At 63.9% G+C, this 21539-nt stretch carries 23 protein-coding genes; 4 read left to right on the top strand and 19 right to left on the bottom strand.

From position 1 onward, the window contains the following. Nucleotides 1–8: 8 nt before the first annotated feature. The 15 genes from MTY59_RS28020 to ag85B all read right to left on the bottom strand — a co-directional run bounded on the left by MTY59_RS28020 (nt 9) and on the right by ag85B (nt 14391). Nucleotides 9–1253 (bottom strand): restriction endonuclease subunit S, encoded by a 1245-nt coding sequence (locus MTY59_RS28020; RefSeq protein ID WP_415822892.1) that lies wholly within the window; start codon nt 1251–1253, stop codon nt 9–11. Continuing rightward, nucleotides 1253–3976 (bottom strand): type I restriction endonuclease subunit R, encoded by a 2724-nt coding sequence (locus MTY59_RS21200; RefSeq protein WP_221042895.1) that lies wholly within the window; start codon nt 3974–3976, stop codon nt 1253–1255. Before MTY59_RS21200 ends, MTY59_RS28020 begins: the two co-directional genes overlap by 1 nt. Nucleotides 3977–4328: 352 nt before the next feature. Then, a complete protein-coding gene (locus MTY59_RS21195; protein ID WP_221042894.1) occupies nt 4329–5783 on the bottom strand; it encodes a hypothetical protein in 1455 nt (484 codons plus the stop codon). Between the two features lie 87 nt (nt 5784–5870). Continuing rightward, nucleotides 5871–6662, bottom strand: a complete 792-nt coding sequence (locus MTY59_RS21190) for an AAA family ATPase (RefSeq protein ID WP_221042893.1) — start codon at nt 6660–6662, stop codon at nt 5871–5873. Next, nucleotides 6659–7003, bottom strand: coding sequence for an FDXHR family putative zinc-binding protein (locus tag MTY59_RS21185; RefSeq protein WP_221042892.1), 345 nt, complete (start codon nt 7001–7003; stop codon nt 6659–6661). The genes MTY59_RS21190 and MTY59_RS21185 overlap by 4 nt, the downstream gene beginning before the upstream one ends. 5 nt (nt 7004–7008) lie before the next feature. Continuing rightward, nucleotides 7009–7269 carry a hypothetical protein gene (locus tag MTY59_RS21180; protein WP_250160618.1) on the bottom strand — a complete coding sequence of 87 codons (261 nt, stop codon included), beginning with the start codon at nt 7267–7269 and terminating at the stop codon, nt 7009–7011. Nucleotides 7270–7477: 208 nt separating this feature from the next. Then, a complete protein-coding gene (locus tag MTY59_RS21175) occupies nt 7478–8377 on the bottom strand; it encodes a tyrosine-type recombinase/integrase (protein WP_221042891.1) in 900 nt (299 codons plus the stop codon). 69 nt (nt 8378–8446) lie between these two features. Continuing rightward, nucleotides 8447–8890 (bottom strand): nuclear transport factor 2 family protein, encoded by a 444-nt coding sequence (locus tag MTY59_RS21170; RefSeq protein WP_221046569.1) that lies wholly within the window; start codon nt 8888–8890, stop codon nt 8447–8449. Between the two features lie 84 nt (nt 8891–8974). Next, entirely contained in the window at nt 8975–10297 is a 1323-nt protein-coding gene (locus tag MTY59_RS21165; RefSeq protein ID WP_221042890.1) for a cytochrome P450, read from the bottom strand. Between the two features lie 56 nt (nt 10298–10353). Further along, a complete protein-coding gene (locus tag MTY59_RS21160) occupies nt 10354–10776 on the bottom strand; it encodes a lipoprotein LpqH (RefSeq protein WP_221042889.1) in 423 nt (140 codons plus the stop codon). Between the two features lie 12 nt (nt 10777–10788). Next, entirely contained in the window at nt 10789–11622 is an 834-nt protein-coding gene (locus MTY59_RS21155; RefSeq protein WP_221042888.1) for an SDR family oxidoreductase, read from the bottom strand. A 5-nt stretch (nt 11623–11627) separates the two neighbouring features. Further along, a complete protein-coding gene (locus MTY59_RS21150; RefSeq protein ID WP_221046568.1) occupies nt 11628–12101 on the bottom strand; it encodes an SRPBCC family protein in 474 nt (157 codons plus the stop codon). 35 nt (nt 12102–12136) lie between these two features. Continuing rightward, the gene (rpfC, locus tag MTY59_RS21145; RefSeq protein ID WP_221042887.1) at nt 12137–12574 is read right to left on the bottom strand and encodes a resuscitation-promoting factor RpfC; all 438 of its coding nucleotides are present in this window, start codon (nt 12572–12574) and stop codon (nt 12137–12139) included. A gap of 106 nt (nt 12575–12680) precedes the next feature. Beyond that, nucleotides 12681–13265, bottom strand: a complete 585-nt coding sequence (locus tag MTY59_RS21140; protein ID WP_221042886.1) for a chorismate mutase — start codon at nt 13263–13265, stop codon at nt 12681–12683. Between the two features lie 133 nt (nt 13266–13398). Further along, nucleotides 13399–14391: a diacylglycerol acyltransferase/mycolyltransferase Ag85B gene (gene ag85B, locus MTY59_RS21135; RefSeq protein WP_221042885.1), complete on the bottom strand. Its 993-nt coding sequence runs from the start codon at nt 14389–14391 to the stop codon at nt 13399–13401. Between the two features lie 631 nt (nt 14392–15022). On the opposite strand from ag85B, the gene MTY59_RS21130 reads away from it, so the two are divergent. Then, nucleotides 15023–16150, top strand: coding sequence for a DUF7159 family protein (locus tag MTY59_RS21130; RefSeq protein ID WP_221042884.1), 1128 nt, complete (start codon nt 15023–15025; stop codon nt 16148–16150). A gap of 27 nt (nt 16151–16177) precedes the next feature. On the opposite strand, the gene MTY59_RS21125 is transcribed toward MTY59_RS21130, so the two are convergent. The 3 genes from MTY59_RS21125 to MTY59_RS21115 are packed head-to-tail and all read right to left on the bottom strand — an operon-like array spanning nt 16178 to nt 19075. Continuing rightward, nucleotides 16178–16738 (bottom strand): YceI family protein, encoded by a 561-nt coding sequence (locus MTY59_RS21125; RefSeq protein ID WP_221042883.1) that lies wholly within the window; start codon nt 16736–16738, stop codon nt 16178–16180. Between the two features lie 12 nt (nt 16739–16750). Further along, complete coding sequence (locus MTY59_RS21120; RefSeq protein ID WP_221042882.1) at nt 16751–17764, bottom strand: alcohol dehydrogenase; 1014 nt, start codon at nt 17762–17764, stop codon at nt 16751–16753. Nucleotides 17765–17776: 12 nt separating this feature from the next. Then, nucleotides 17777–19075, bottom strand: coding sequence for a cytochrome P450 (locus MTY59_RS21115; protein WP_221042881.1), 1299 nt, complete (start codon nt 19073–19075; stop codon nt 17777–17779). Between the two features lie 247 nt (nt 19076–19322). Here MTY59_RS21115 and MTY59_RS21110 point away from each other — a divergent pair, with 247 nt between their 5' ends. The 3 genes from MTY59_RS21110 to MTY59_RS21100 all read left to right on the top strand — a co-directional run bounded on the left by MTY59_RS21110 (nt 19323) and on the right by MTY59_RS21100 (nt 20317). Beyond that, complete coding sequence (locus tag MTY59_RS21110) at nt 19323–19721, top strand: hypothetical protein (RefSeq protein ID WP_221042880.1); 399 nt, start codon at nt 19323–19325, stop codon at nt 19719–19721. Nucleotides 19722–19726: 5 nt separating this feature from the next. Then, nucleotides 19727–20017, top strand: coding sequence for a hypothetical protein (locus tag MTY59_RS21105; RefSeq protein ID WP_221042879.1), 291 nt, complete (start codon nt 19727–19729; stop codon nt 20015–20017). A gap of 78 nt (nt 20018–20095) precedes the next feature. Then, nucleotides 20096–20317 (top strand): Rv1893 family protein, encoded by a 222-nt coding sequence (locus MTY59_RS21100; RefSeq protein WP_221042878.1) that lies wholly within the window; start codon nt 20096–20098, stop codon nt 20315–20317. 14 nt (nt 20318–20331) lie between these two features. Here MTY59_RS21100 and MTY59_RS21095 read toward each other — a convergent pair whose 3' ends face one another. Next, the gene (locus MTY59_RS21095) at nt 20332–21462 is read right to left on the bottom strand and encodes a nitronate monooxygenase (RefSeq protein WP_221042877.1); all 1131 of its coding nucleotides are present in this window, start codon (nt 21460–21462) and stop codon (nt 20332–20334) included. Nucleotides 21463–21539 lie beyond the last annotated feature (77 nt).

The following is a 21539-nucleotide window of genomic DNA, read 5'->3' as shown; positions in this document are numbered from 1 at the left end:
CGACTTTGCTAACCGCCCGAGAACGCAGACGCCAGTAGAGAGCGACGAAGGCGACTGGAACGGGTCTCCGTCGTACTCAATTCAGCGTTAAGTCGCCGACGTCGGTCTTCGATTTCATTCAACCGAGAGAGGAGCGCGGTGCGAACGGGCTCAGGCGGGACTGGCACCTGTATTGACCGCACTAGCGATAAGTTGAGGTTGGGCTGTACACCGCCCGCCGCCATCCGCCGCATTGCGCCGTATTTCGCTTCTAGGACAAGCCTTACCCAAGGACGAAGCACTTGATCGTGTAATAACACAGCAGCGCAGGCCTGGTTTGTTGACGCCTCGATCGCCAGCTCAGCGACAGTGCCACGTGTTCGACCTTCGCCATACATTGCGATAAGGAGCGCGCCGGCCGGAACGAGCTTGAGCGAGGTCTCTCGCAATGCGAGTTCGGTAACGAACTGCGAAGCCCCCGTAACTACACCCTTGTGTAGGTCACCGCTCGTGATCCATGGAATTGTTCCGTTCTCGTAGAACGCCGGATTCCCCCTGATCGGAGTAGTACCCGTCATCACCTCCGCAAGTTCACCGAGCGCAACCGCAGATGTACCGGGAGCCGAGCGCGCCTCCTCGACACACCTAGCAAGAAAGCTCTCTCGCATCGACGCAGCACGCTTGGTGCATCGAGTTAGGGCAGCATTCGCGGCATCCAAGCGGGACAGGTGACTCTCAAGGAACTCGACGGTGTGCCGCTGTTCCCCAAGTGTAGGCGGGACTGGCACGGGGAGATTGAGAAACTTAGCCTGCGCCATGCGCATGCCACTGTCACTACTGCCCGTCTTCATCGACTCCAGGCCACGTTGCGCCGCCGGGCTCATTAACCAGAACTGGAGGAACTCTGGTTCGATCAGGTCAGCAGGACGAAACCGAAACATCTTGTCAGACAGAGTAAGTCGCGGGCGTGTTCGACGAACGAATGTAGACACTCCGCAACGAGATCGCGGGCCGCCAGAAGTGATCAGCAGATCACCAGCAGCCACCTCAAGTGCCGGCCGCGGCGCCAAGGACTCAGGCAACTCCTTGTTTTGCGATTCGTCGAAATAACCGGCTTGAATCGCGCTGGTTTTCAAGACTCCCCACGCGTTGGGGCCACGTGCCGCATGCGGAAGGCATCGCGGACTCCAGCCCTGTTGAAGAAGGCGACCGTTAGGCTGCGGGGCGAGAACTTCACCAAGCCGCAGCACTTTCCAGCCTGAGGGGAAATCCATCACGCCGTCAGCTTTGTATTTAACTCATCAATCAACGCCTGCGCCTTCGTTCCCAAATCCCTTATCGCACCGTCGGTCCCACCGCGCTCGGTGAACGGTGCGTCGTCCAGATCCTCGACCCGGATACCCGCGGACGACGCGATCACCGACACCATGCGATCCAACCACCACTGCTCGGTCTTGGTGAACGTTACGCCCGCCTGTTCCTGTTGCGTTAGCCACTCGGCGTACTTCTCGCGCACTCGGTCGCCGTAGGGAACAAGTTCGTCGTCTAGACCGGTCGAGTACCGGATTAACGACACAAGATCTGCGACGGTGTGCGTGGCACACTTGCGCACTTTGCCGGCGTCGAGCGCGGCGTACGCGTCCCAGAGCACATACGGGGTCCAATTATGTGGTGGCCGTGCAATTCTCGCGGCCAGGCTTTCGATGAAGCCGAAATCGATGCGGCGCTCACCGGCCTCGTAGCCAAGCTGAAGGGCGGTGATCTCGTCGCGGTGCTCGTTCAGGTAGCTCTGCCACGACTGCACGATCGACCGGGCCCGGTCTGTGTTGACTACACCACCGGTATCGAGCAACTGATCAGCACTCACCTCGTCAATCACTCGGTCGTGAGCTTCACGCAGCTCCAAAATTCGCGCGCGTAGGTCCGGATTGGACGCGATCGGCTGCAACGCCGCCTCCCTGGCCTCGGGAGTAGTACTCGATGGCTCGACCGCATCGACGAGTTCCTTGACGATGCCGCGCACCGACTGGCCCGCGACCGCATCCAGCTCGGCACGCTCGGCGTCCGTTAGATCCAACTCGAGCTTTGCTAAACGTGAAGCGAGCGTGGCTGCTTCGTCCTCCGTGATCGTCAGGTTAGCGGCCCTATCGAGCAGCTTCTTCAGCGGCACAGACTTATCGCGATTTAGCGGCGGCTCGACAAAGTCGTGCTCGGTGACGCCGACCGCGTCGACGATCACGAACCGGGTCTTCGCCTTCGCATCCGGCGTCACGGCTTGGAAGTCCGCGGGCGAGATGGTGCGCGCACCGCGTCCCTTCATTTGCTCGAAGTACTGAGCCGACCGCACGTCGCGCATGAAGAAGACGCATTCCAAAGGCTTGACGTCGGTACCCGTAGCGATCATGTCCACCGTCACCGCGATGCGCAGAGTGGGACTGGTGCGCAGCGCCTGCAATTGTTCCTTCGGGTTGCGTGCGTTGTAGGTGATCTTCGCGGCGAACTCGTTCCCTTTGCCTAATACTTCCCGCACCTGCTTGACGATCTCCTCGGCATGGTTGTCGTCCTTGGCGAAGATCAGTGTCTTCGGTACCGTGCTACGGCCCGGGAAGATCTCGGTGAACAGCCGATCCCGGAACGCCTCGAGCACCGTGCGGATCTGGTCGGTCGCAGTGACCGCTCGGTCGAGCTGTCCGGAGCCGTATTCGAGGTCTTCGTCGAGTGCTTCGAGCCGCTGCTGGCGTGTCCGCCGGTCGACCTTCGGCACAATCGTCCCAGCGTCGATCGTGGAGCCCTCCTCACTGATCTTCGTGCGGATGCGATACACGTCGAAGTCGACGTTGACGCCATCGGCCACCGACTCCGGGTACGTGTAGTCGGACACCAAGTTCTGTCGGAAAAATGCAAACGTCTGCTTTCCGGGTGTGGCGGTCAGTCCAATTACGTGCGCGTCGAAATATTCGAGCACGCCACGCCACACCCCGTAGATGCTGCGATGCGCTTCATCGACGATCAACAGGTCGAACGATTCCGGCGGCAACGCCTCGCTGTACGACACCGTGACGGGGACGTCCGGCACGTATCCGTCGATGCCCTCGTCGTCCTCGTCGCTGACTTCGCCGGCCTTGATGAACTGAAAAACCCGTTGGATCGTCGAGATCACGACCTTCGTCGCGCCAAGCGACCCGGTGCTCGTCAGCTTGGCCACGTTGTAGAGCTCGGTGAAGCGGCGGCCGTCATCGGGCGTCCGGTAGTTCTGGAACTCGCCCAGCGTCTGCGTACCCAGGTTGTTGCGGTCGACCAGGAAAAGGACGCGATTGAAGCCGCCATGCTTCAGCAGCCGATAGGACTGTGTCACCGCTGTATAAGTCTTGCCGGCGCCGGTCGCCATCTGGATCAGGGAGCGATCGAATTGCTGTGCAGCCAAGCTCTTTTCGGTCCCGTTGATCGCCTCAATCTGCGCGGGGCGCAGCGATGCGGTGTCGAGTTCTGGCAAGTCCTGCACCTTGGCGCGCCATGCCGCCCGCTCCGGGTCCGCCTCGGCGTCCCGCAACCAACGAGCAAGCGTTTCCGGCCGGGGCACGTTGAAGATCAGCCGCGCTCGCGGTTCTGGGTCGAACCCGTTGGTGAAGTGCGTTTCGACTCCCGACGCCTCAAAAACGAACGGCAACCGTCCCGCGCGAGTCCGGGCGGCGAGCCTCCCGTCGGCCGGCAGCCCAGTTGCATACATCGCTGACTGCCACTCAACGCCTGACAGCGGCGTACCCACCGGCTTAGCTTCAATCACGCCGACAACCGCCTTGTCGACATACAGGAGGTAATCAACTCGACCGTGGCCAGGCTTCATGATGACTTCTCGCACGGCGACGCCCTGACCCGCGAAGAGGTTGAGATCTTTCTTGTCCTGCACGATCCAACCCGCCCGTACGAGCTGCTCGTCGATGAGCTTGCGTGCGCGCGCCTCGGCTGCAACACCGATCTCGCTTCCCCCGTCACTCATCGTGGGCAAAGGATAGCGAGTCGTGACCAGGAACGACCCTCGAATGGTTAGCGACTCGCGGATCCGGAGTCGTTGGGAAAGTTTTCATCGCGCTGGGACAAATGGCGACCGCATACTGCCGGTAGCCTTCATCCGGCGTTTCGGTGTCATGACGCTGTCACAGGTGCGGGCGACTTCGCTAGACGACTGCAGACTTCCACGGATGGTTTTCCCAGCTTGACGGTCATGCACAGACGACCGCAGACTCGTCCGAAACGGATGGATCGACTTCCCAAGCTGAATATGCGGGTTCGATCCGTCTGCGATCTATAGGAAACAGCGCCACGCCGCACAGTGGACTCGTCTCGGGCATTTACCAGAAGCCGTGATGGAACCCGCGTCGCTTGCGGAATTCCTCTATCTCGGAGTACCCAGGCTCCTTCACTTTCGGCCGTCGGATGGGCTTTGCGAAGGGGTCGAGCTTCGCCGTGTAGTCCTCACACCAGATCAGCCAGTTGGTCGCCGCGGCGCGATCGTCACTGTCGGCGATCTGTTCGACCCTGGTTGTCATCTCCGCCAAGTAGCGCCGAAGCCGTCCCGCTAGCTCCCACTCCTTGAGGTCTGCCTTGAGCCGTTCGCTGAGCGCCTGCTGGATGTAGGACTCACGGGCAAGTTCTTCTTCGCGTGCCTCGCGTTCCCTCCGCTCGATGTCGGCACGTCGTTCAGCTTCCTTGCCCTCGGCGTCGATAACGGCCCACCGCTCGAACATCATCATCACGTCCGGCAGCCGACTCTGCAGCGACAGCGTCTTTGTCTCGGTCCAGGACTCCTTCGAAGAGAATCTGCTGGTGGTATCGACAGTCAAACTCAGCCGGTTGGATGGCACGTAGTCATAGCGCCGGGGCGGCCAGTCGTACTTCTTGTGGCGGTCCACCTCTTCCCCGGTCGGCGTGTGGTCGATGCGATCCTTCGGCTGCCAGATATTCACAGAGCAGTCAATGTCACCAACCTTGAAGATCAAGTCGCCGCTCAGCTTGGTGTTTTCCTGTTCATATCCGCGATAATTCTGACGAGGCACGCGCACGGAGTGGCCGCGGGCTTCCGCTTCACCCGCCAAAGCATGCAACAGCCGAAAGGCTCTGCCTCGCAACTCTTTTTCGATCGATTCGAGCCGCTTGTCACCGCGGAGCGACGCCACCACAGGGTGCCACCGCCCGATGCGATCAACAGCAACGACTTCAGACGGCGGTTTCGTTTGCCAATTCGACACCGACGACAGCCGGAAGACAATGTGGTGATAAGTCTTGCCGCACAACATGATGACCTCCTGGCCGTCTGGCGCCATCCCTCGTCGATTGATGATGCCGACCAGGCCTCGGTAGCTGGTCTTGTCATTCGTGGTGTCGATCTCCAGCAAGCCGCCCCCATCAACGATGTCCTTGACCAGCTTGCGCGTCGGAGTCAAACCATCAGGTGATGCTTTGTCCTTGGGTCGGCTCGCCACAGCATCTGGTGAAAGTGGTTTATCCGGCCGTCGAGCGACCACCGCCGGCCGAGCTGGGGCGTCGAGATCCAGCTGCTGTCCGCGACGGCGCTTGGCCCAATGGCCGGGCGGATACTGGCCATTGGTCAGGTAATGCTCCCCAGCGGGCAAAACAGTTGCACCCCATAGGCCACCGCGCTTCGAGATCGTTATCAGCCGCCGCGAGGCAAGCGCGGTCGCCGTCGTCTTGAATGTGAAATCCACCCACCGACCATCTGGGCAGCCGTCGCTGATCCAACGCAGGACTTCTACTTGACGATGATTGAGCGGAGTCTCGATTGTCATGTCGGAGATTGTCGGCGAGGCAGTCAAGGCTCGCGAGCGGGGGAGCTGCTCGCATTGGGTGGGCCTCCGACTCCGTCCGCAATAGCTTCACCCAACGTGATCGCAAACCAACGGAATCACGTGTGACACCCGGTAGTCGGGTCCGATCATGGGTTGGGCAACCAGCTGCTGCGGCTGCGCCAGCCCGTTTCCGCGGATCACGAGCGCCGTGTTGTCGCCGCGGAGCTTGCGCCTGGCGGTCTGGCGGACCTGAATCCACGTCCGCGACTTTTGGACAATCACCGACGCGCCCATGGGCGTGGCGCCCGCCACCGATGCCCCGTGCTCGCTCTCGTGGTGGATTATCACGACCGGGACACCGAGATTGGTTAGCCGGGTCAGGCCGTCGAACACGGTCGTGACTGTCTCCGGATTGTTCGTGTCTCCCGTGGCCCCCATGAGGTTATCCAGCACAACGAAGTTGAACCCGTCGTCGACCAGAAGGTCGATTAGGGCCTCCCACTCGCCCGCCGAGACGGTCCGGCCGATATGGAACATGGGGATGTCGACTTCGACGGGTGAATGCTTGCAGATGCGCTCTGCGTACTCCTCGTCGGATCCCGGATCGGTCCACAAAATGGCCGGCTTCCACAACTTGGTGATGTCGGTCGGCTGCATGCGCAGAAACTCGCGTCCGTCGATTAAGAGGGAAAGCAGCATCGCGGCAACCAGGTACGACTTGCCGACATTGGAACGCCCGTAGATCAGCGTGACCGAGGAACAGACGGTTTCCGAGAACACCCACCGTTCAGCACGTTTCGAGCGTTCGTATGCTTCTTGGAGCGATGTCCGGGGGAACCGGATGTCGACCTTGAGGGGGTGAACCCGGACGTTGCTCACGACGCCACCCGCGAGATCTGCGAGCCGTTAGAGGCCTCGCCGGTACCTTGCCTCTCGGCGAGTACTCCTGAGCCGTCTGACGCAAACCCATGCACCGAAAACCGCCACTTGCCAGGATGACCCCAGCATTCGTAGCGCCGGCCAGCACCCACCAGTCCCACGCTCATGGGCTGCAGGCAACGGCCACCTCGGCGGTGCAGATCGAAGGCGCGGATGCCGATGAACGTCAGGTGGCACCGCGAGCAGTGACAGGTGTCGAAGCCGTTCCAGCGGCTGACGCAGCCGTTGCAGTGGTGGGGCAGGTCCGCCACCACGCGCGTGGACGCGGTGATCTCGCTCATGTTCATTAGGCAGCACCGTCCTTGCGAAGGCGACGGGCGCGGGCAGACTTCAAGGCGAGTTGGGCGTAGTACGCCTTCCGCAGGCTCGCGGCACGCTTGGCGCGCTCGGCGGGCATGAGCTTGTTGTCCGGGTCGACCCGATTCTCGAACTTGGCTTCCAGCGCCATGCGCGCCGGAAGTGTGCGGGCGGAACGGTTTTCGGTACGCGCCCAGCTTTCATAGGCGCCGATCTGTGAGCGCAGCCGGCGCTCAGCGAGTGTGGTCACGATAGGAGTACTCCAGAAGGTAGAGATGGCACGAAAGGTCAGAACCATCCGTTTCGCTCAGGCCGGATGGGACCACGGCAACGTGCCTCTGCAGCTTACGGCGGTATGACGCCGCTTCAGCCCTGCGCGGGCCGCTGGCTTACGAGGACCGAGGCTTGCCGTCTCTTCGTGGAGCCGAGGCCACATTACAGCATGGCCGGGACATGTTCTACAGGTCGCCTAAGTTCAGCGTGCGGGCTTCATCGGCGGCGCGTTCGGATGCGCTGGCGCCGGTGTAACGGTCGATCATCTGTCGGTTCGACCATCCGGCTACCGCCATCAACCCGGCCTCGGACCCCTGCGCCCGCAGCCACCGGGTGGCCATCGTGTGCCGCATCAGGTGGACATGGAATCCCTCGATGCCCGCTTCCCTAGCCCGGCGGCGCAACGTCTGCGCCAGCGCCCAATAGCTGAACGTCTTGATGTGCCCGCCGACGAACAGCTGAGTCGTACCGGGACTGACGTGCTGCCGGCGCATGCGGAGATAGCGGTCCAATGCCGTGGCGACCTGGGGGCTGAAGGGAGCGAACCTGCCCTTGCCGCCCTTGCCGCGCCGCACGGTAAGCAGACCTCGCGTCAGATCCACATCGGCGACCTGCAGGTCGACGACCTCGCTGGCCCGCATGCCGGTCTCTGCCAGAAGCCGGATGATTGCCTCGTCACGGCGGTCGCGAAGCGTCTTGCTCGAACAGGTCGCCAGCAGCGCCTTCAATTGGTCATCCGTTAGGGCGTGGGTGACTTTCCGATCGAGCTTCGGAGGCTTGACGCCCAGCAGTGGATCCGACGGGATCTCATCCTCCTCGGCCAGCCATGCCGAAAAGCGCTTCAGCGCACCCAACCACGTTGCCCCCGTGGAGGGTTGGGCGCCGCCTTCGAGCATGCCGGCCACCCAACCTTGCGCGTTCCGCTTGGTCAGTTCTGGGGGAGTGCCGGTGCGGTCGCACCATGAGAGAAACGAGTTGACCCCGGCAAGGTAGGTGGTGATGGTGCGCGGCGATCTGTTGGCCGAACGTAGCGCCAGTTCCCACGAAGGGATTAACGCAGTGATCTTGGGCAAATGTTCAGGCACTTCAGTATTGTGACATACTGCGTTGTGGCGTCCGAATTCGTCCGAGAATCGAGTGCCAGGCCGCTTGATTCAGACCAGCGCTGAAGCGTCAAACACCCAGCTAGTATCCCCATTTGCCAGACCCTCGAAGTGGTTCGGGGGAGCGAAGGCCACCAGGCTGTTCATGTCCCAATAGTCTTTCCAGACAGTCACTTTGCCGTCGACGACCTTGTGCACCGTGACGAATCGCAGCACACCCTGCTCGCCGGTGGAGAATGTCCAGGTCTCGGAGTGCTCGTAGAGCACGTCGGAGCCGTTGGACACCAGCACGCCGGTGTGGTTCTCATAGCCGGCCAGCTGCTCGAGACCCATCCGGAGGCGTTTGACGATGTCTTCCGGACCGCGGGCCGACAACGCGGGAACCGGCATGTCGACATAGAGGCAGTCCTCGGATAGGAAGGTCTTGATCGCTTCCCAATCGCGCCGTGAAAGGGCCTGCCACAGCCCACGTACGACATCCTCGACTGCGATCATAGACACCTCTGTCATAAGGGCAAATAAAACTCTGTTGCCGCCTCGGTGTCAATGAGTTGACCGGGGTTCGTGTCGCGTGGACCGCTAGCCGTCCACCGCAGCCATCGACCGGGCCGGCCCCAGGTTCACCGGCAACGATGACCAGCCCCGCAGCACGCGGGTTTCGCGCCTGCTTCCGGCACCCGCCGCGCGCACCCCGGGGAAGCGTTCGAAAAACGTGCGCAGTCCGACTTCGCCCTCGGCACGCGCGAGGGCGGCGCCAAGGCAGAAGTGCCGGCCACCGGAGAAGGCGAGATGCCTTCCGGCATTCTCTCTCTCGATGTCGAAGCGGTGCGGGTCGGGAAACACGGCGGGATCCCGATTGGCGGCGGCCAGATACACCAGCACCAAATCGCCGCGTTCCAACTGGCGGCCGGCTATCTCGACATCGTTGAGCGCTAACCGTGCGGTGAGTTGCACCGGCGACTCCAGGCGCAGGATCTCTTCGACGGCGTTGGGCCACAGCTCGGGGCGCCGTCGCAGGGTGTCGAGGTGCGCAGGCGCGTCCATCAGCATGCGGATCCCATTGCCGAGCAGATTCACCGTGGTCTCGAAACCTGCCGCCAACACCAGACCGGCGATCGCTCGCAACTCTTTCTCGTTGAGATACGTTTCCGCAGAGCCGCTTTCGGCGGTCTGGATCAGCTGACTCATCAAATTGTCGCTGGGGTCCAGGCGCAACTGCTGCAGGTGTTGGTCAAGCCAGGAACTGAAGCCGGCGATGCCTTGCTGCACGCTGCGGTACTGCCGCCACGGCAATCCGATGTCGAGACTCGGCGCGGCCAGTTCACCGAATTCCAGCACGCGCCGCCGCTCGGGCTCCGGCACGCCGAGGATCTCGCTGATGATCGAAACCGGAAGCTGCGCGCAGTACCGCTGGACGATGTCCACGACACCCACGTCGCCGGCCAGCCGATCCAACAATTCGGCGGCGGTTTCCTCCACCCGATCACGCAGCGCGGCAACCGCTCTGGGGGTGAACACCGCCGATACGGTTTTGCGGTAGCGGGTGTGGTCGGGCGGCTCGACCGCCAGCAACGACGGCGCCCGCAGCGGATGCAGGAAGTCGTCACGGGTGCGGCGCTCTAGCCATCGCAGCGGCGCCGGCAGGTTCGATCCGAAGATCAGCACCCGGAAATCATCGGACCGCAGCAGCTCATAAGCGAGCGCGTGATCCGCCGTCAGATAGGCGACGCGGCCCTTCACCAGCTTGCCCCGCGCCCGAACCTCGTCGTAGTAGGGGACCGGGTCGGCGGTTACCGCCGGATCGGCGATCAGCCTGGCCTGGACATCACCGCGCCGGGCCCCGAGCGCGGCAACTCCCCGGATGAAGCCATGCATCGCGAACCAGTGCAATCGCTCCTTCACTGGCCCCTCCCCGGTCCGGATGTCGTATCGAGCCTAGGCCCCGACCACCCCGAAAGTCAGCACTGCGCGACGATTTTGAAGTCGGTGGTCACCACTTTGTTGGGGTTGCTGCTGTTGATGCCGTAGGCGCTGCCCGTGATTGTGTATGCGTCGTTGGTGAGGTCGACGTGCGCGTCTCCCACCCCGCCTTGCCAGAAGCTTCCGGTGAAGCCGTCGACATTGCGAATCTTCACCCACTGCGGCATCACCCGATAACCGCTGAGCAGCACAACCGCCTCGACTCCGCCATCGCGGTCCGGGATGTTGATGCTGCGGTACATCTGGTCCTGGTGGCACGCCGGGGGGCGCGTCGTGTGGGTGGCGCCGTCGATGGTCAGACGAGCTGCCCGGCGCGGTGTCGTCTGCGCCGCGCTGCACCCCGCCACGTTGGCGACGACCGCCGCCAGGACCAAAGCGACTGTGAGCAACCGATTTTGCACCAGCCGACCTCCTTATTGTTGCTTGGGCGCGAGCTTGGGCAGTGACTTGACGATGCTGCGTCGCACGAATTCCGGACTCAAACCTTTGAAAAAGTCAATCAGGCGAATGCTCTTCGGCACATACCAATGCAACCGCTTCTGATTGTGGTAGGCCTGCCACGCCGTCTCGGCCACGCTGCTTGCCGGCATCAACCGAAGCATGCCCTTCTTGGGCGCGGTGGCCCGCAGTTGCTCGGCCGTTATGGGCGCGCCGCGGTCGTCGGAGTGGTTGGTAGTCGTCGTGAGGATGGCGGTGTCGATCAGACCGGGCAGCACGTCGGCGACGCGCACCCCGTGTCGCTGCCACTCCACGCTCAGGGCTTCGGTCAGACCTTTGACCGCGTGTTTGGTGGACGAGTAGACGGCCAGGCGCGGCATGCCATAGGTACCCGAGGACGACGACGTCGAGAACATCAGGCTGCCGGGGGTTTTCTTGAGGTACGGCAGGGAGGCGTAGGCGCCGGTCAGGACCGCCTTGAAGTTCACGTCGACGACGCGCATCGCGGCGTCATAGGGCACGTCCTCGAACCAGCCGGATTCGCCGATGCCGGCGTTGTTCCACATCATGTCCAGGCCGCCACCGGTGTTGCCGGCGCAGAAATCGGCCAGGGCGCCGTCGAGGGCCGCCTTGTCGGTCACATCGACGGCACGGGTCCACAGCCGATCGCCGCCGAGTTCGTCGGTCAGGGTCGCCAGACCGGCGTCGTTGCGGTCGACCGCGCCCACGCGCCAACCCTTGGCGTGGAACAGCTTTGCTCCCTCGCGGCCCATGCCGCTGGCCGCGCCGGTGATGAAGACCGATTTCACGAGCGTCAGTCCGACTCGGCCACGTCTTTGATGCGGTTCAGCGTCTTAGTCATGTCGCGGACGTTGCGGCGCTTGCGCAGAAAGCCGCCGAACAACCAGTACACGCCGAGCCATGGCGCCGGGTTGAGCCGAAACGACTCGGTGACGTCGGTCCCGCCGCCGCTGGGAGCGAGGCGGTAGTGCCAGTTGTTGACCGGCCTGTCACCGAGCAGCACCGCAAAGCCGAATTCGCGACCCGGTTCGCACGCGGTGACCTGGCACGTCGTCCAATAGACCGGGCCCATCTCGTTGCGCTTGACGTGGCCGCGGAATTTCGCGCCCAGGGCCGGGCCGGACGCGTCGCCCAGCCACTCGGCCTCAAAAACTTCCGGAGAGAACTTTCCGGTGTTGCGGACGTCTGCGATGAGATCCCAGATCTTGGCCGCAGGCGCAGCCATATGAACAGTCGCCGAACCTTCCATGGGCTGATCCAAACACAGCTAGGCGCTGGGACATAGACCACGGGTGCGTTTCATCAGTGCGGGACGGCCGCCTGGATCAGGCCGTTGATGATCTGCTTGATGCCCTGGGCTGGGTGCGAGTACCAGCCGATTGGCAGGCCGGACTGCGCGCCGCACTTTGGCCACGCCTCCACCCCCTCTTCGGCGAAAACCCGGTTGGCCACGGCGATTTGCTGCTCCCTGGATGCGGCAGCGGGGTTACCGACGCCGCCGTAGCGGGTCCAGGTGCTCGGTTTGAATTGCAGCCCACCGTATTCGCCGTTCCCGGTGTTGGCCTGCCAGTTGCCACCGGATTCGCATTGAGCGATCGCGTCCCAGTTGGGAGCGGGTTCCGCGCTCACCACACCCGTGGACGAAGCCATCGACGCTGCAATGAACCCGCCGACCGCTACGGACTTGACGAGAAGCTTGCAGAGATATTTCATGTCCAGGATTTCGGCGCGTGTGGCCAAAGCGTTACCTATTCGAAAATGGCGCGAGATATGCCATCTATCTGCGGAAACCGCTTTTTTCGGCAGGCCAAATCGGACCGTTAGAAATCGGTGAGGAAAAATTAAATTATCGCTGGCAATATGACTGCGTCGCTGATGACAGGGCCTTTTGGTACAGGCTGTCGAGCTGACGGTCCCGGATGACGCCGCTTCGTGCGGCGTCGCGTTCGGCGGCACATTCCGGCGAGTGCAGCAGGTTCCAGTTGGCCAAGATCTGGGTCAGCATCGTCCGGTTGAAGCCGTCGATCGCTGACCGCGACGCCGACAGGTCCGGCGAGTCGGCCGGGGCGCTCGCCGGGTTCAGCTTCCAGTCCGCGAACCGGCTGTATTCGATGGCCTCGGTGGCACTGATCTGGTCCCCGAAAACCCGGGTGACGTAGTCGCGGTCGACGTGCCCGGCGTCGGCCTCGTCGCCCAGCCTGGCCAGCTCCTGCTGGACGCGGGCCGGGTCTTCGATGGCGCCGTGCTGGTTCCATTTGTAGGCGGCGACGGGCTCGGCAACCTGCAGCCGTTGCGCGGCGGCGTCGACCAACGCGGTCAGCGGGCTCGCCGGGTCGGCCCGAACCGGCGCCACGAGCATCGCCAGGGCTCCGATCACGGCACCACAGCGCGCGGCCAGCGGCAGCCGAGTCGAGTCGCCCCTGCGGTGCATGACGACGATTCTGGCGTGTTTGTGGGCCGCGCGGGCTAAGACGCGCTCTGCGAGATAAGGGTATCGACCTCTTAACGCACTACTGCGCCTGACGTTGTCGTCAAGCGCAGTAGTGCTGTTCGGGTCGCGTGGGTTATCCGCCGCCACCGGGGGTGGCGCCCAAGCTGCCCTGCAGGTCGGGCTTCATGGCGTTGAGCTGGGCTCCCCAGTACTCCCAGCTGTGCGTTCCGTTGGCGTCGAAATTGAATGTCGCGTTGTGGCCACCGGCCCCGTTGTAGGCGTCGCGGAACTTCAGGTTGCTGCTGCGCACGAAGTTCTCCAGGAACTCGGCGGGCATGTTGGCCCCACCCAACTCAGACGGCGTGCCGTTACCGCAGTAGACCCACAGGCGGGTGTTGTTGCCAACCAGCTTCCCGACTTGAAGCGTTGGGTCGTTGCGCTGCCACGCCGGATCGCTCGACGGGCCCCACATGGCGTCGGGCTTGTAGCCGCCGGCATCGCCCATTGCCAGACCGATCAGCTGTGGGCCCATCCCCTGGGAGGGGTCCATCAGCGCTGACAGCGAGCCGGCGTAGATGAACTGCCCCGGGTGGTATGCGGCCAGAATCAGCGCCGAGGAGCCGGACATGGAGATACCCACCGCGGCGCTGCCGTTGGACTTGACGCTCTTGTTAGAGGCCAGATACCCGGGCAGTTCGCTCGTCAGGAAGGTCTCCCACTTGTAGGTAGAGCAGCCGGCCTTACCGCACGCCGGACCGTACCAGTCGGCGTAGAAGCTGGACTGGCCGCCGACCGGCATGACGACCGACAGACCCGACTTGTAATACCACTCGAATGCGGGAGTGTTGATGTCCCAGCCGTTGTAGTCATCTTGAGCCCGCAGCCCGTCCAGCAGGTACACCGCGGGAGAGCCGTTGCCGCCGCTTTGGAATTGGACCTTGATGTCGCGGCCCATACCAGCGGACGGCACTTGCAGGTACTCGACAGGCAGACCCGGACGCGAAAATGCGTTCGCTGTCGGGGCGCCGCCGGCAAGACCGATCAGGCCCGGCAGTGTGGCTGCCGCCGCTGTGCCGACCAAAAGCCGGCGCCCCCAGGCCCGGACCTTCTCGCTCAGATCTGTCATACCTGCCCCTTGTCGATGTGGTCAGTGTGATCGTGGTCTCAGAGGAATTTACCGTGTGAGTCCGCGAAATGTCGATTGGGACGCGAACGCGTCTCGTTTCGGCATCTCTTTTCACCTCTTAATTTCGCCACCCGCGCACCCGCGCGGCGACAGCCGACGCGTACCCGCTCGACGTTGGGTCCAACCCGCCGGATCAAATAATTCCAGGCAGCACCGCATTTCAGCGCGGTGAACGCCGAGCACCCCCGCGCGATACGCCGCTTAATAGAAAGCACCCGAAATGAAGGCCGCGCCGGATTCCGGCGCGGATCGGCACCCGACAGCTGCGCGTCGTTTGCAGGCGTCGCCGCCGTACCGTATCGGCCGATAAATATTTTCTCGGCCGATAAAACGATGTGGCTTTTGCGGCCGCGGTTCCCCGCGCCGCACCGTTCATCTGGCGATTCCCAGGCGTTGGCTGGCCGGGGCAGCCGGACTTGCGCCGACCGCGTAGGCTCTCTCGGAGCAAGCCGATGAAGACCACGCTATCCCGTGTCTGTTCCGGCTCTCACGAATCACCGCACCTGCGGCTTCATGGTGCGCGTCGGTGCGACTGAGGGCGTCGGGCGCGGGACCGATTGGGGCATAGATTTTGGACACGGTTCTTGGCCTATCAGTGACGCCGACCGCCGTTGGTTGGGTCCTCGCTGAAGGACACGGCGCCGACGGCACCATCCTGGATCACCAGGAGTTGGCGCTGCGCGCAGGCCACGGCGTGCGCGCGGTGGGTATTGCAGAGCAGGTGGTAGACGAGGTATTGCGGGCCGAGACGGCGGCGGCGGCAAGCGATCACCGCCTGCGTGTCATCGGAGTGACGTGGAACGACGAAGCGTCCGCAGAGGCTGCGCTGGTGCTGGAGGCGTTGACCGACGCGGGATTCGACAACGTCGTGCCGATCCGGTTTCTGGACGCCGTAGAGAGGTTGGCTCAGGCCATCGCGCCCGTCATCGGCTACGAGCAGACGGCGGTCTGCATTCTCGACCACGACGCGACGACCGTCGTCATGGTCGACACCCATGACGGGGAGACGCAGACGGCGACCAAGCACGTGCGCGGCGGCTTCGACGGCCTGACGCGCTGGCTGACCGGCATGTTCGAGCGCAACGGATGGCAACCGGGCGGCGTTGTGGTCGTCGGCGCCCACGACGACATCGACGGACTCTCCTGGCAACTCGAAAAGACTTTGCCGGTACCGGTTTTCGTGCAGTCGATGGCCCAGGTGACGATAGCGCGCGGCGCCGCGCTGTCCGCGGCCCGCAGCACCGAGTTCACCGACGAACAGTTGGTGGAGGATGTCAGCGAACCCGTTCCGGCACCCGCCCAGAAACGGCAGTTGTCCTATGCCGGGGCGGTGACCGCGCTGGCGGCCGGCGCCATCACCTTCGTCGGCTCGGTGTCACTCGCGGTGGGGATTCACGTCGGTCCCGCCAGCGCGGCGCCCGCGCCGAAGCACGCCACGCACCCGCCGACACCGCAAATCGCCGAGGCAGTCACGGCCGCCGCGCCGCTTCCGGCGGCCCCACCGGCCAAGCCGGCGGCCCCTCAGGCCAACCCGTCTGTCGGGGAACCGATTTCGGAGACCAACGCTCCGGAAGAGCTGCCGGGGTCCGGCGGCGACCGACAGCCGTACCTGACCCGGGTATTGGAGCACATTCCCGGCGACACCGGCGAGCCGGCGGCTGATTCAGCCCCGCGCGCGGCGACCGACCCGCAGCCCTGATCTTTCTTCCGACGCGGCGCCGGTAGCTCAATTGCCTTGGGCGCGAACCGCGGAGAAAGTCAACGACACCTCGTCTGCGACCTGGACCGAACCCATCAGCAGCGAGTACGGCTTGATGCCGTAGTCGGACTGACGGATGGTGGATTCGACCGACATCCGCCATGAGTCCCCGAGATCTTCTGTGTGCACGTCGATCACGCGGTCTCGCAATTTTCCCCGGATCTGCAGCGCGCCGGTCAGGCGGTACCCGTCGTCGGACTTCTCGATGACGTCCGCGGTGTAGCGGATTTCGGGGAATCGACTGGCGGACAATGCCTTCAGCGCGTTCGATCGCACCAGTGCCTTCTCGGTCCCGGACAGCCCTTTGACCCCGCCGTCGCCGCGCAGCACCTCGAACGAATCGGTCTCGACGACAAGCTCCGCGCCGACGGGCCGAGAATCCGCCCAGCTTACGGTGACGCGCCAGCGGGTCATCGCGATGGTGAGACGATGCCCCATCCGTGCCGCCCTACCGGCAACACCGGTGTGCAACAACAATTCGCCGTCAGCCTGGCCGATCGTCCACACCGAGTTTTTGTCGGAAGTCACGGAGCGACTGTGTCACATGGTTAAAACGGTGCGATAGTGTGCCCGACCCTCTTCCAGGGCCGCATAGCCCTCCTTGGCCTGCGACAGCGGAAGTTCCTCGATCCACGCCCGCACACCGGACAAGACCGCGAAATGCATTGTGTCTTCGACGTCCTTGGCCGTCCCGGAGGGATGGCCGACGATGCTGATGCCCGGCGTTATCAGCTGCACCGGGCTGATCGGCAGCGGCTCGGGCGTGACCCCGATGGTGACCAGTTCACCTTGGGGGAGTATGCCGCCGACCGTGGCGGCCATGGCTTTTGAATTACCGGCGGTGGCCAGGACAACGGTCGCGCCACCAAGATCCTTCAGCGCCTCGGCGGGATCGTTGGCGGTGGAGTCGATGTAGTGATGGGCGCCCAGCTTTCGGGCATCGTCGGCCTTCCCGGTACCACGGTTGATCGCGATGGTTTCGAAGCCCATCGCCCGGGCGAACTGCACACCGAGATGGCCCAGTCCGCCGACACCGAGAATCGCCACCCGATCGCCGGGCAGCGCCTTGGTGTGCCGCAAGGCGTTGTAGGTGGTCACGCCCGCACAACCCATCGGGGCGGCGTCGGCGTCGGAAAGCTCGTCCGGGATCCGGGCCAGCGCGGTCACCGGCACGGTCACCGACTCCGCGTATCCACCGGGATACTGCCAACTCGGCACCTTGCCGTTCTCGCAGTGAATGAACAGGCCCTTGCGGCATTGGTTGCAGCGCTGGCAACAACCGCCGAACCAGCCGACCGCGACGCGATCACCGATCGCGAAATCCTGTACGCCATCGCCGATCTCGGCGACCTTGCCGGCGATTTCATGCCCGGGAGTCAGCGGCCAGGACATGCCGGGGAACCCACCGTTGACGAAGTGCGCGTCGGTGCCGCAGACGCCGCACGCGGCGACCGTCAGGCGTACCTCGTCGCGACCCGGTGGTTTGGTTTCGGCGTCGACCAGCTCCAAAGCTGCACCTGCGGACGGGACATGGACGGCACGATGAGTGGGCATGACCCTAGCTTGTCACCCCTGCGCCTGATGCGCGACAGGACATTTCTCGGCACCGTTGGTGTGATAGTCGACCTGCCAGTGCTTGATTCCGTTGAGCCAGCCCGACCGGAGGCGCTCGGGCTTGCCCGCCGATTTCAGATCGGGCATGGCGTCGGCGATCGCATTGAACATCAGGTCGATGGTCATCCGCGCCAGGTTGGCCCCGAGGCAGTAGTGCGCGCCGGTGCCACCGAAGCCCACGTGCGGGTTGGGATCCCGCAGGATGTTGAAGGTGAACGGGTCGTCGAACACGTCCTCGTCGAAATTGGCTGAGCGATAGACCATTACGACCCGCTGGCCTTTTTTGATCTGGACGCCGGACAGCTCGTAGTCCTCCAGGGCGGTCCGCTGGAATGAGGTGACCGGCGTCGCCCAGCGCACGATCTCATCGGCTGTGGTGACGGGACGCTCGCGCTTGTACAGCTCCCACTGATCCGGGAAGTCGGTGAAGGCCATCATGCCTTGGGTGATCGAGTTGCGGGTGGTCTCGTTGCCCGCGACCGCCAGCAGTATCACGAAGAAGCCGAACTCGTCGTCGGAGAGCTTGTGCCCGTCGACGTCGGCCTCGATCAGCTTGGTGACGATGTCGTCCCCGGGGTTTTGCTTGCGGTCGGCGGCCATCTGCATGGCGTAGGTGATCAGTTCGACCGAGGCGCCCATCGCGTCGTTGCGGGCGAACTCGGGATCCTGATCGCCCACCATTTCGTTCGACCAGTGGAACAGCTTCATACGGTCCTCTTGCGGCACCCCCATCAGCCCGGCGATCGCCTGCAGCGGCAGCTCGCAGGACACCTGCTCGACGAAGTCGCCGGACCCCTCGGCCGCGGCGGCCGCGACGATGCGCCGGGCGCGCTCGTTCAGGTCGTCGCGCAGGAGCTCGACGGCGCGTGGCGTGAATCCGCGGGAAATTATCTTGCGGAGGTGGGTGTGCTGCGGGGCGTCCATGTTGAGCAATACAAACTTGCCCGTCTCGCGCTGCTCGCGCACCGTGCCCTCTTTGTATCGGGGCAGCGCGGTGTTCTCCAGGCTGGAGAACACGTCGCTGCGCCGCGAAATCTCTTTGACGTCCTTGTGCTTGGACACCACCCAGAAGCCGCCGTCATCCCATCCGCCGACCCCGTCCGGCTGTTCGTTCCACCAGATCGGTGCGGTCCGGCGCAGCTCGGCCAGTTCTTCCACCGGCAGTCGCTCGGCGTGGATGTCCGGGTCGGTGAAGTCGAAGCCGGGAGGCAGATTCGGGACCGGCTTGGCAGTTGGCTCGACGGTTGGCATGGCCCGCTCCTCGATGACGAAGTGGTCTAGTCGTCCTTGTGCAAGGAAACCACTGCTGCACCTTGGTTGGGAAGCATTGACGCAAGATCCCCGGGTGCGAATTGGAACGTGTTCTCCACCGGCGGTTTTTCGCCGGGGAGCGGGTCAAGGCCGGCGATCGCCGTCGTACGCCGGAACGGTCTTGTGGCCGGCGGTCCGACCGATATGCTTTGGTGCAGGTCACCGGCGACGACAGGCGGGGTAGGACATGATTCGGGAACTGTTCAGCGCCGCTGCGATAGCGGGCATCACGATCGGCTTGGCGCCGTGCGCGGCCGCCGGATATGACGGCGACGTACCGGGGATGAACTATCAGGCTTCGTTGGGCGCCCCGTGCGACAACTACGAGCGCTTCATCTTCGGGCGAGGCCCCAGCGGCCAGGCCGAGGCCTGCCACTTCCCGCCGCCCAACCAGTTCCCGGCCGCCACCACCGGCTATTGGGTAGTGTCGTACCCGCTGTACGGGGTCCAGCAGACCGGCGCGAAATGCCCGGGGTCGCAGGCCGCGGCGCAGACTCCGGACGGACTTCCCATGTTGTGCCTGGGAGCCCAGGGGTGGCAGCCCGGATGGTTCACCGGCGCAGGCTTCTTCCCGCCTTCGGGATAACGACGATGCGCGAACGCCCGCAGGCCCGAAATCCGATTCCCCGCTGGCTGCGTTTCGTGCTGACGTCCGATCGCGCCGGGTCGGCGTGGTACATCGGCACGGGGTTCTTCTTCGCGCCGCTGCTCGCCGTGCTCTCGCCGTGGCCCACGGTCACCGCCGTGCTGTGGGGCGTCATCGCGCTGGCCGGGCTGTGGCTGGGACTGCTGGGCATCGCAATGGCCATCGGGCTGGCCCGAATAATGCGCTCGGGGGCCGAAATTCCCGAGGACTACTGGCGTTCGTTGGTGCACTACTAGGTCGCGACGCCGATGAGAAATGGTGCGTGACCCCGTCTAGAGTCAAAGCGACCGCCCTGCAATAAAAGGAGACTCGAGATGGCCTTCAATCCCAAAGATGCAGTCGACGCGGCGAGGGACATCGCGACCAACGCCGTCGAGAAAGCCTCCGACATTGTCGAACACGCCAGCGACATCATTCGTGGCGACCTCGCCGGCGGCGCCAGCGGCATCGTTCAGAATTCGATCGACATCGGCACGTACGCGCTGGACCGGACGAAGGAAGTGTTCACCGGCCGCGACGAAGTCGACGACGTCTAGGCGCGACGCCTCCGCTAAACGGAGGCGGCCTCGTTCAGTTCGTCGAGCCGGTTGGTGGCTTCCAGGTATTCCTGCACCCACCGCTCGATGACCGTTGAGGTCTTCTCCACCTTGGTGAACTGCCCGACCACCTGACCGACGGGGTTGAATGCCACGTCGACGGATTCGTTGGGGTACCTGTTGGTGGCGCGGACGGCCATGCCGGAAACCATGTACTGCAACGGCATTCCGAGCGGCTTCGGGTTGTCCGGCGCCTCCCATGCCTCCGTCCAGTCGTTGCGCAGCATGCGGGCCGGTTTGCCGGTGAACGAGCGGCTGCGGACGGTGTCGCGGCTGCCTGCCTTGACGTAGGCCTCCTGCTGGACCGGGGTGTTCGAGGACTCCTCGACCATCAGCCACTGCGATCCGGTCCACGCGCCCTGCGCACCGAGCGCCAGTGCGGCCGCGATCTGCTCACCGCTGCCGATGCCGCCCGCGGCCAGCACCGGAACCGGGGCGACCTCCTTGACGACCTGCGGCCACAGCACGATCGAGCCCACCTCGCCGCAGTGTCCGCCGGCCTCACCGCCCTGGGCGATGATGATGTCAACGCCGGCATCGGCGTGCTTGCGCGCCTGCGAGGGGGAGCCGCACAGCGCCGCCACCTTGAGCCCGGCGTCGTGGATGTGCTTGATCATCTCGGCCGGCGGGGTGCCCAGCGCGTTGGCGATCATCTTCACCTTCGGGTGCTGGAGCGCCACCTCGACCTGAGGCGTGGCCGTCGCCTCGGTCCAGCCGAGCAGCTGCAAGGTGTCGCCGTCGCTGTCCTCGACCGGCACGCCGTGGTCGGCCAGAATCTTCTTGCCGAAGTCCAAGTGCTCCTGCGGCACCATCTTGCGCAGCGTCTCGGCCAGCTCCTCCGCCGACAGGTGGGAGTCCATGCCCTCGTACTTGTTCGGGATGACGATGTCGACCCCGTACGGGTGGTCGCCGATGTTCTCGTCGATCCACTTCAGCTCGATCTCCAGCTGCTCGGGCGTGAAGCCGACCGCTCCGAGCACGCCGAACCCCCCGGCCTTGCTGACCGCCACGACGACGTCGCGGCAGTGGGTGAAGGCGAAAATCGGGAACTCGATCCCGAGTTCGTCGCAGATAGGGGTGTGCATTACAACTCCTGGGAGCTCGCCGAATTGGAACGTGTTCTAGTTTAGTACGTGGCTCACTGACGTGGCCAGCGGGTCCT

The organism is Mycobacterium senriense, from assembly GCF_019668465.1.
GTDB classification, from domain to species: Bacteria; Actinomycetota; Actinomycetes; order Mycobacteriales; family Mycobacteriaceae; genus Mycobacterium; species Mycobacterium senriense.
Note: the sequence above shows the minus strand (reverse complement) of the source record. Positions and strands in the feature narration are given on the sequence as shown.

Coding starts and splice junctions, on each gene's coding strand:
- MTY59_RS28020 (WP_415822892.1), bottom strand. CDS start 1,253: ATGGATTTCCCCTCAGGCTGGAAAGTGCTGCGGCTTGGTGAAGTTCTC.
- MTY59_RS21200 (WP_221042895.1), bottom strand. CDS start 3,976: ATGAGTGACGGGGGAAGCGAGATCGGTGTTGCAGCCGAGGCGCGCGCA.
- MTY59_RS21195 (WP_221042894.1), bottom strand. CDS start 5,783: ATGACAATCGAGACTCCGCTCAATCATCGTCAAGTAGAAGTCCTGCGT.
- MTY59_RS21185 (WP_221042892.1), bottom strand. CDS start 7,003: ATGAGCGAGATCACCGCGTCCACGCGCGTGGTGGCGGACCTGCCCCAC.
- MTY59_RS21170 (WP_221046569.1), bottom strand. CDS start 8,890: ATGATCGCAGTCGAGGATGTCGTACGTGGGCTGTGGCAGGCCCTTTCA.
- MTY59_RS21140 (WP_221042886.1), bottom strand. CDS start 13,265: ATGCACCGCAGGGGCGACTCGACTCGGCTGCCGCTGGCCGCGCGCTGT.
- ag85B (WP_221042885.1), bottom strand. CDS start 14,391: ATGACAGATCTGAGCGAGAAGGTCCGGGCCTGGGGGCGCCGGCTTTTG.
- MTY59_RS21120 (WP_221042882.1), bottom strand. CDS start 17,764: ATGCCCACTCATCGTGCCGTCCATGTCCCGTCCGCAGGTGCAGCTTTG.
- MTY59_RS21115 (WP_221042881.1), bottom strand. CDS start 19,075: ATGCCAACCGTCGAGCCAACTGCCAAGCCGGTCCCGAATCTGCCTCCC.
- MTY59_RS21110 (WP_221042880.1), top strand. CDS start 19,323: ATGATTCGGGAACTGTTCAGCGCCGCTGCGATAGCGGGCATCACGATC.
- MTY59_RS21105 (WP_221042879.1), top strand. CDS start 19,727: ATGCGCGAACGCCCGCAGGCCCGAAATCCGATTCCCCGCTGGCTGCGT.
- MTY59_RS21100 (WP_221042878.1), top strand. CDS start 20,096: ATGGCCTTCAATCCCAAAGATGCAGTCGACGCGGCGAGGGACATCGCG.
- MTY59_RS21095 (WP_221042877.1), bottom strand. CDS start 21,462: ATGCACACCCCTATCTGCGACGAACTCGGGATCGAGTTCCCGATTTTC.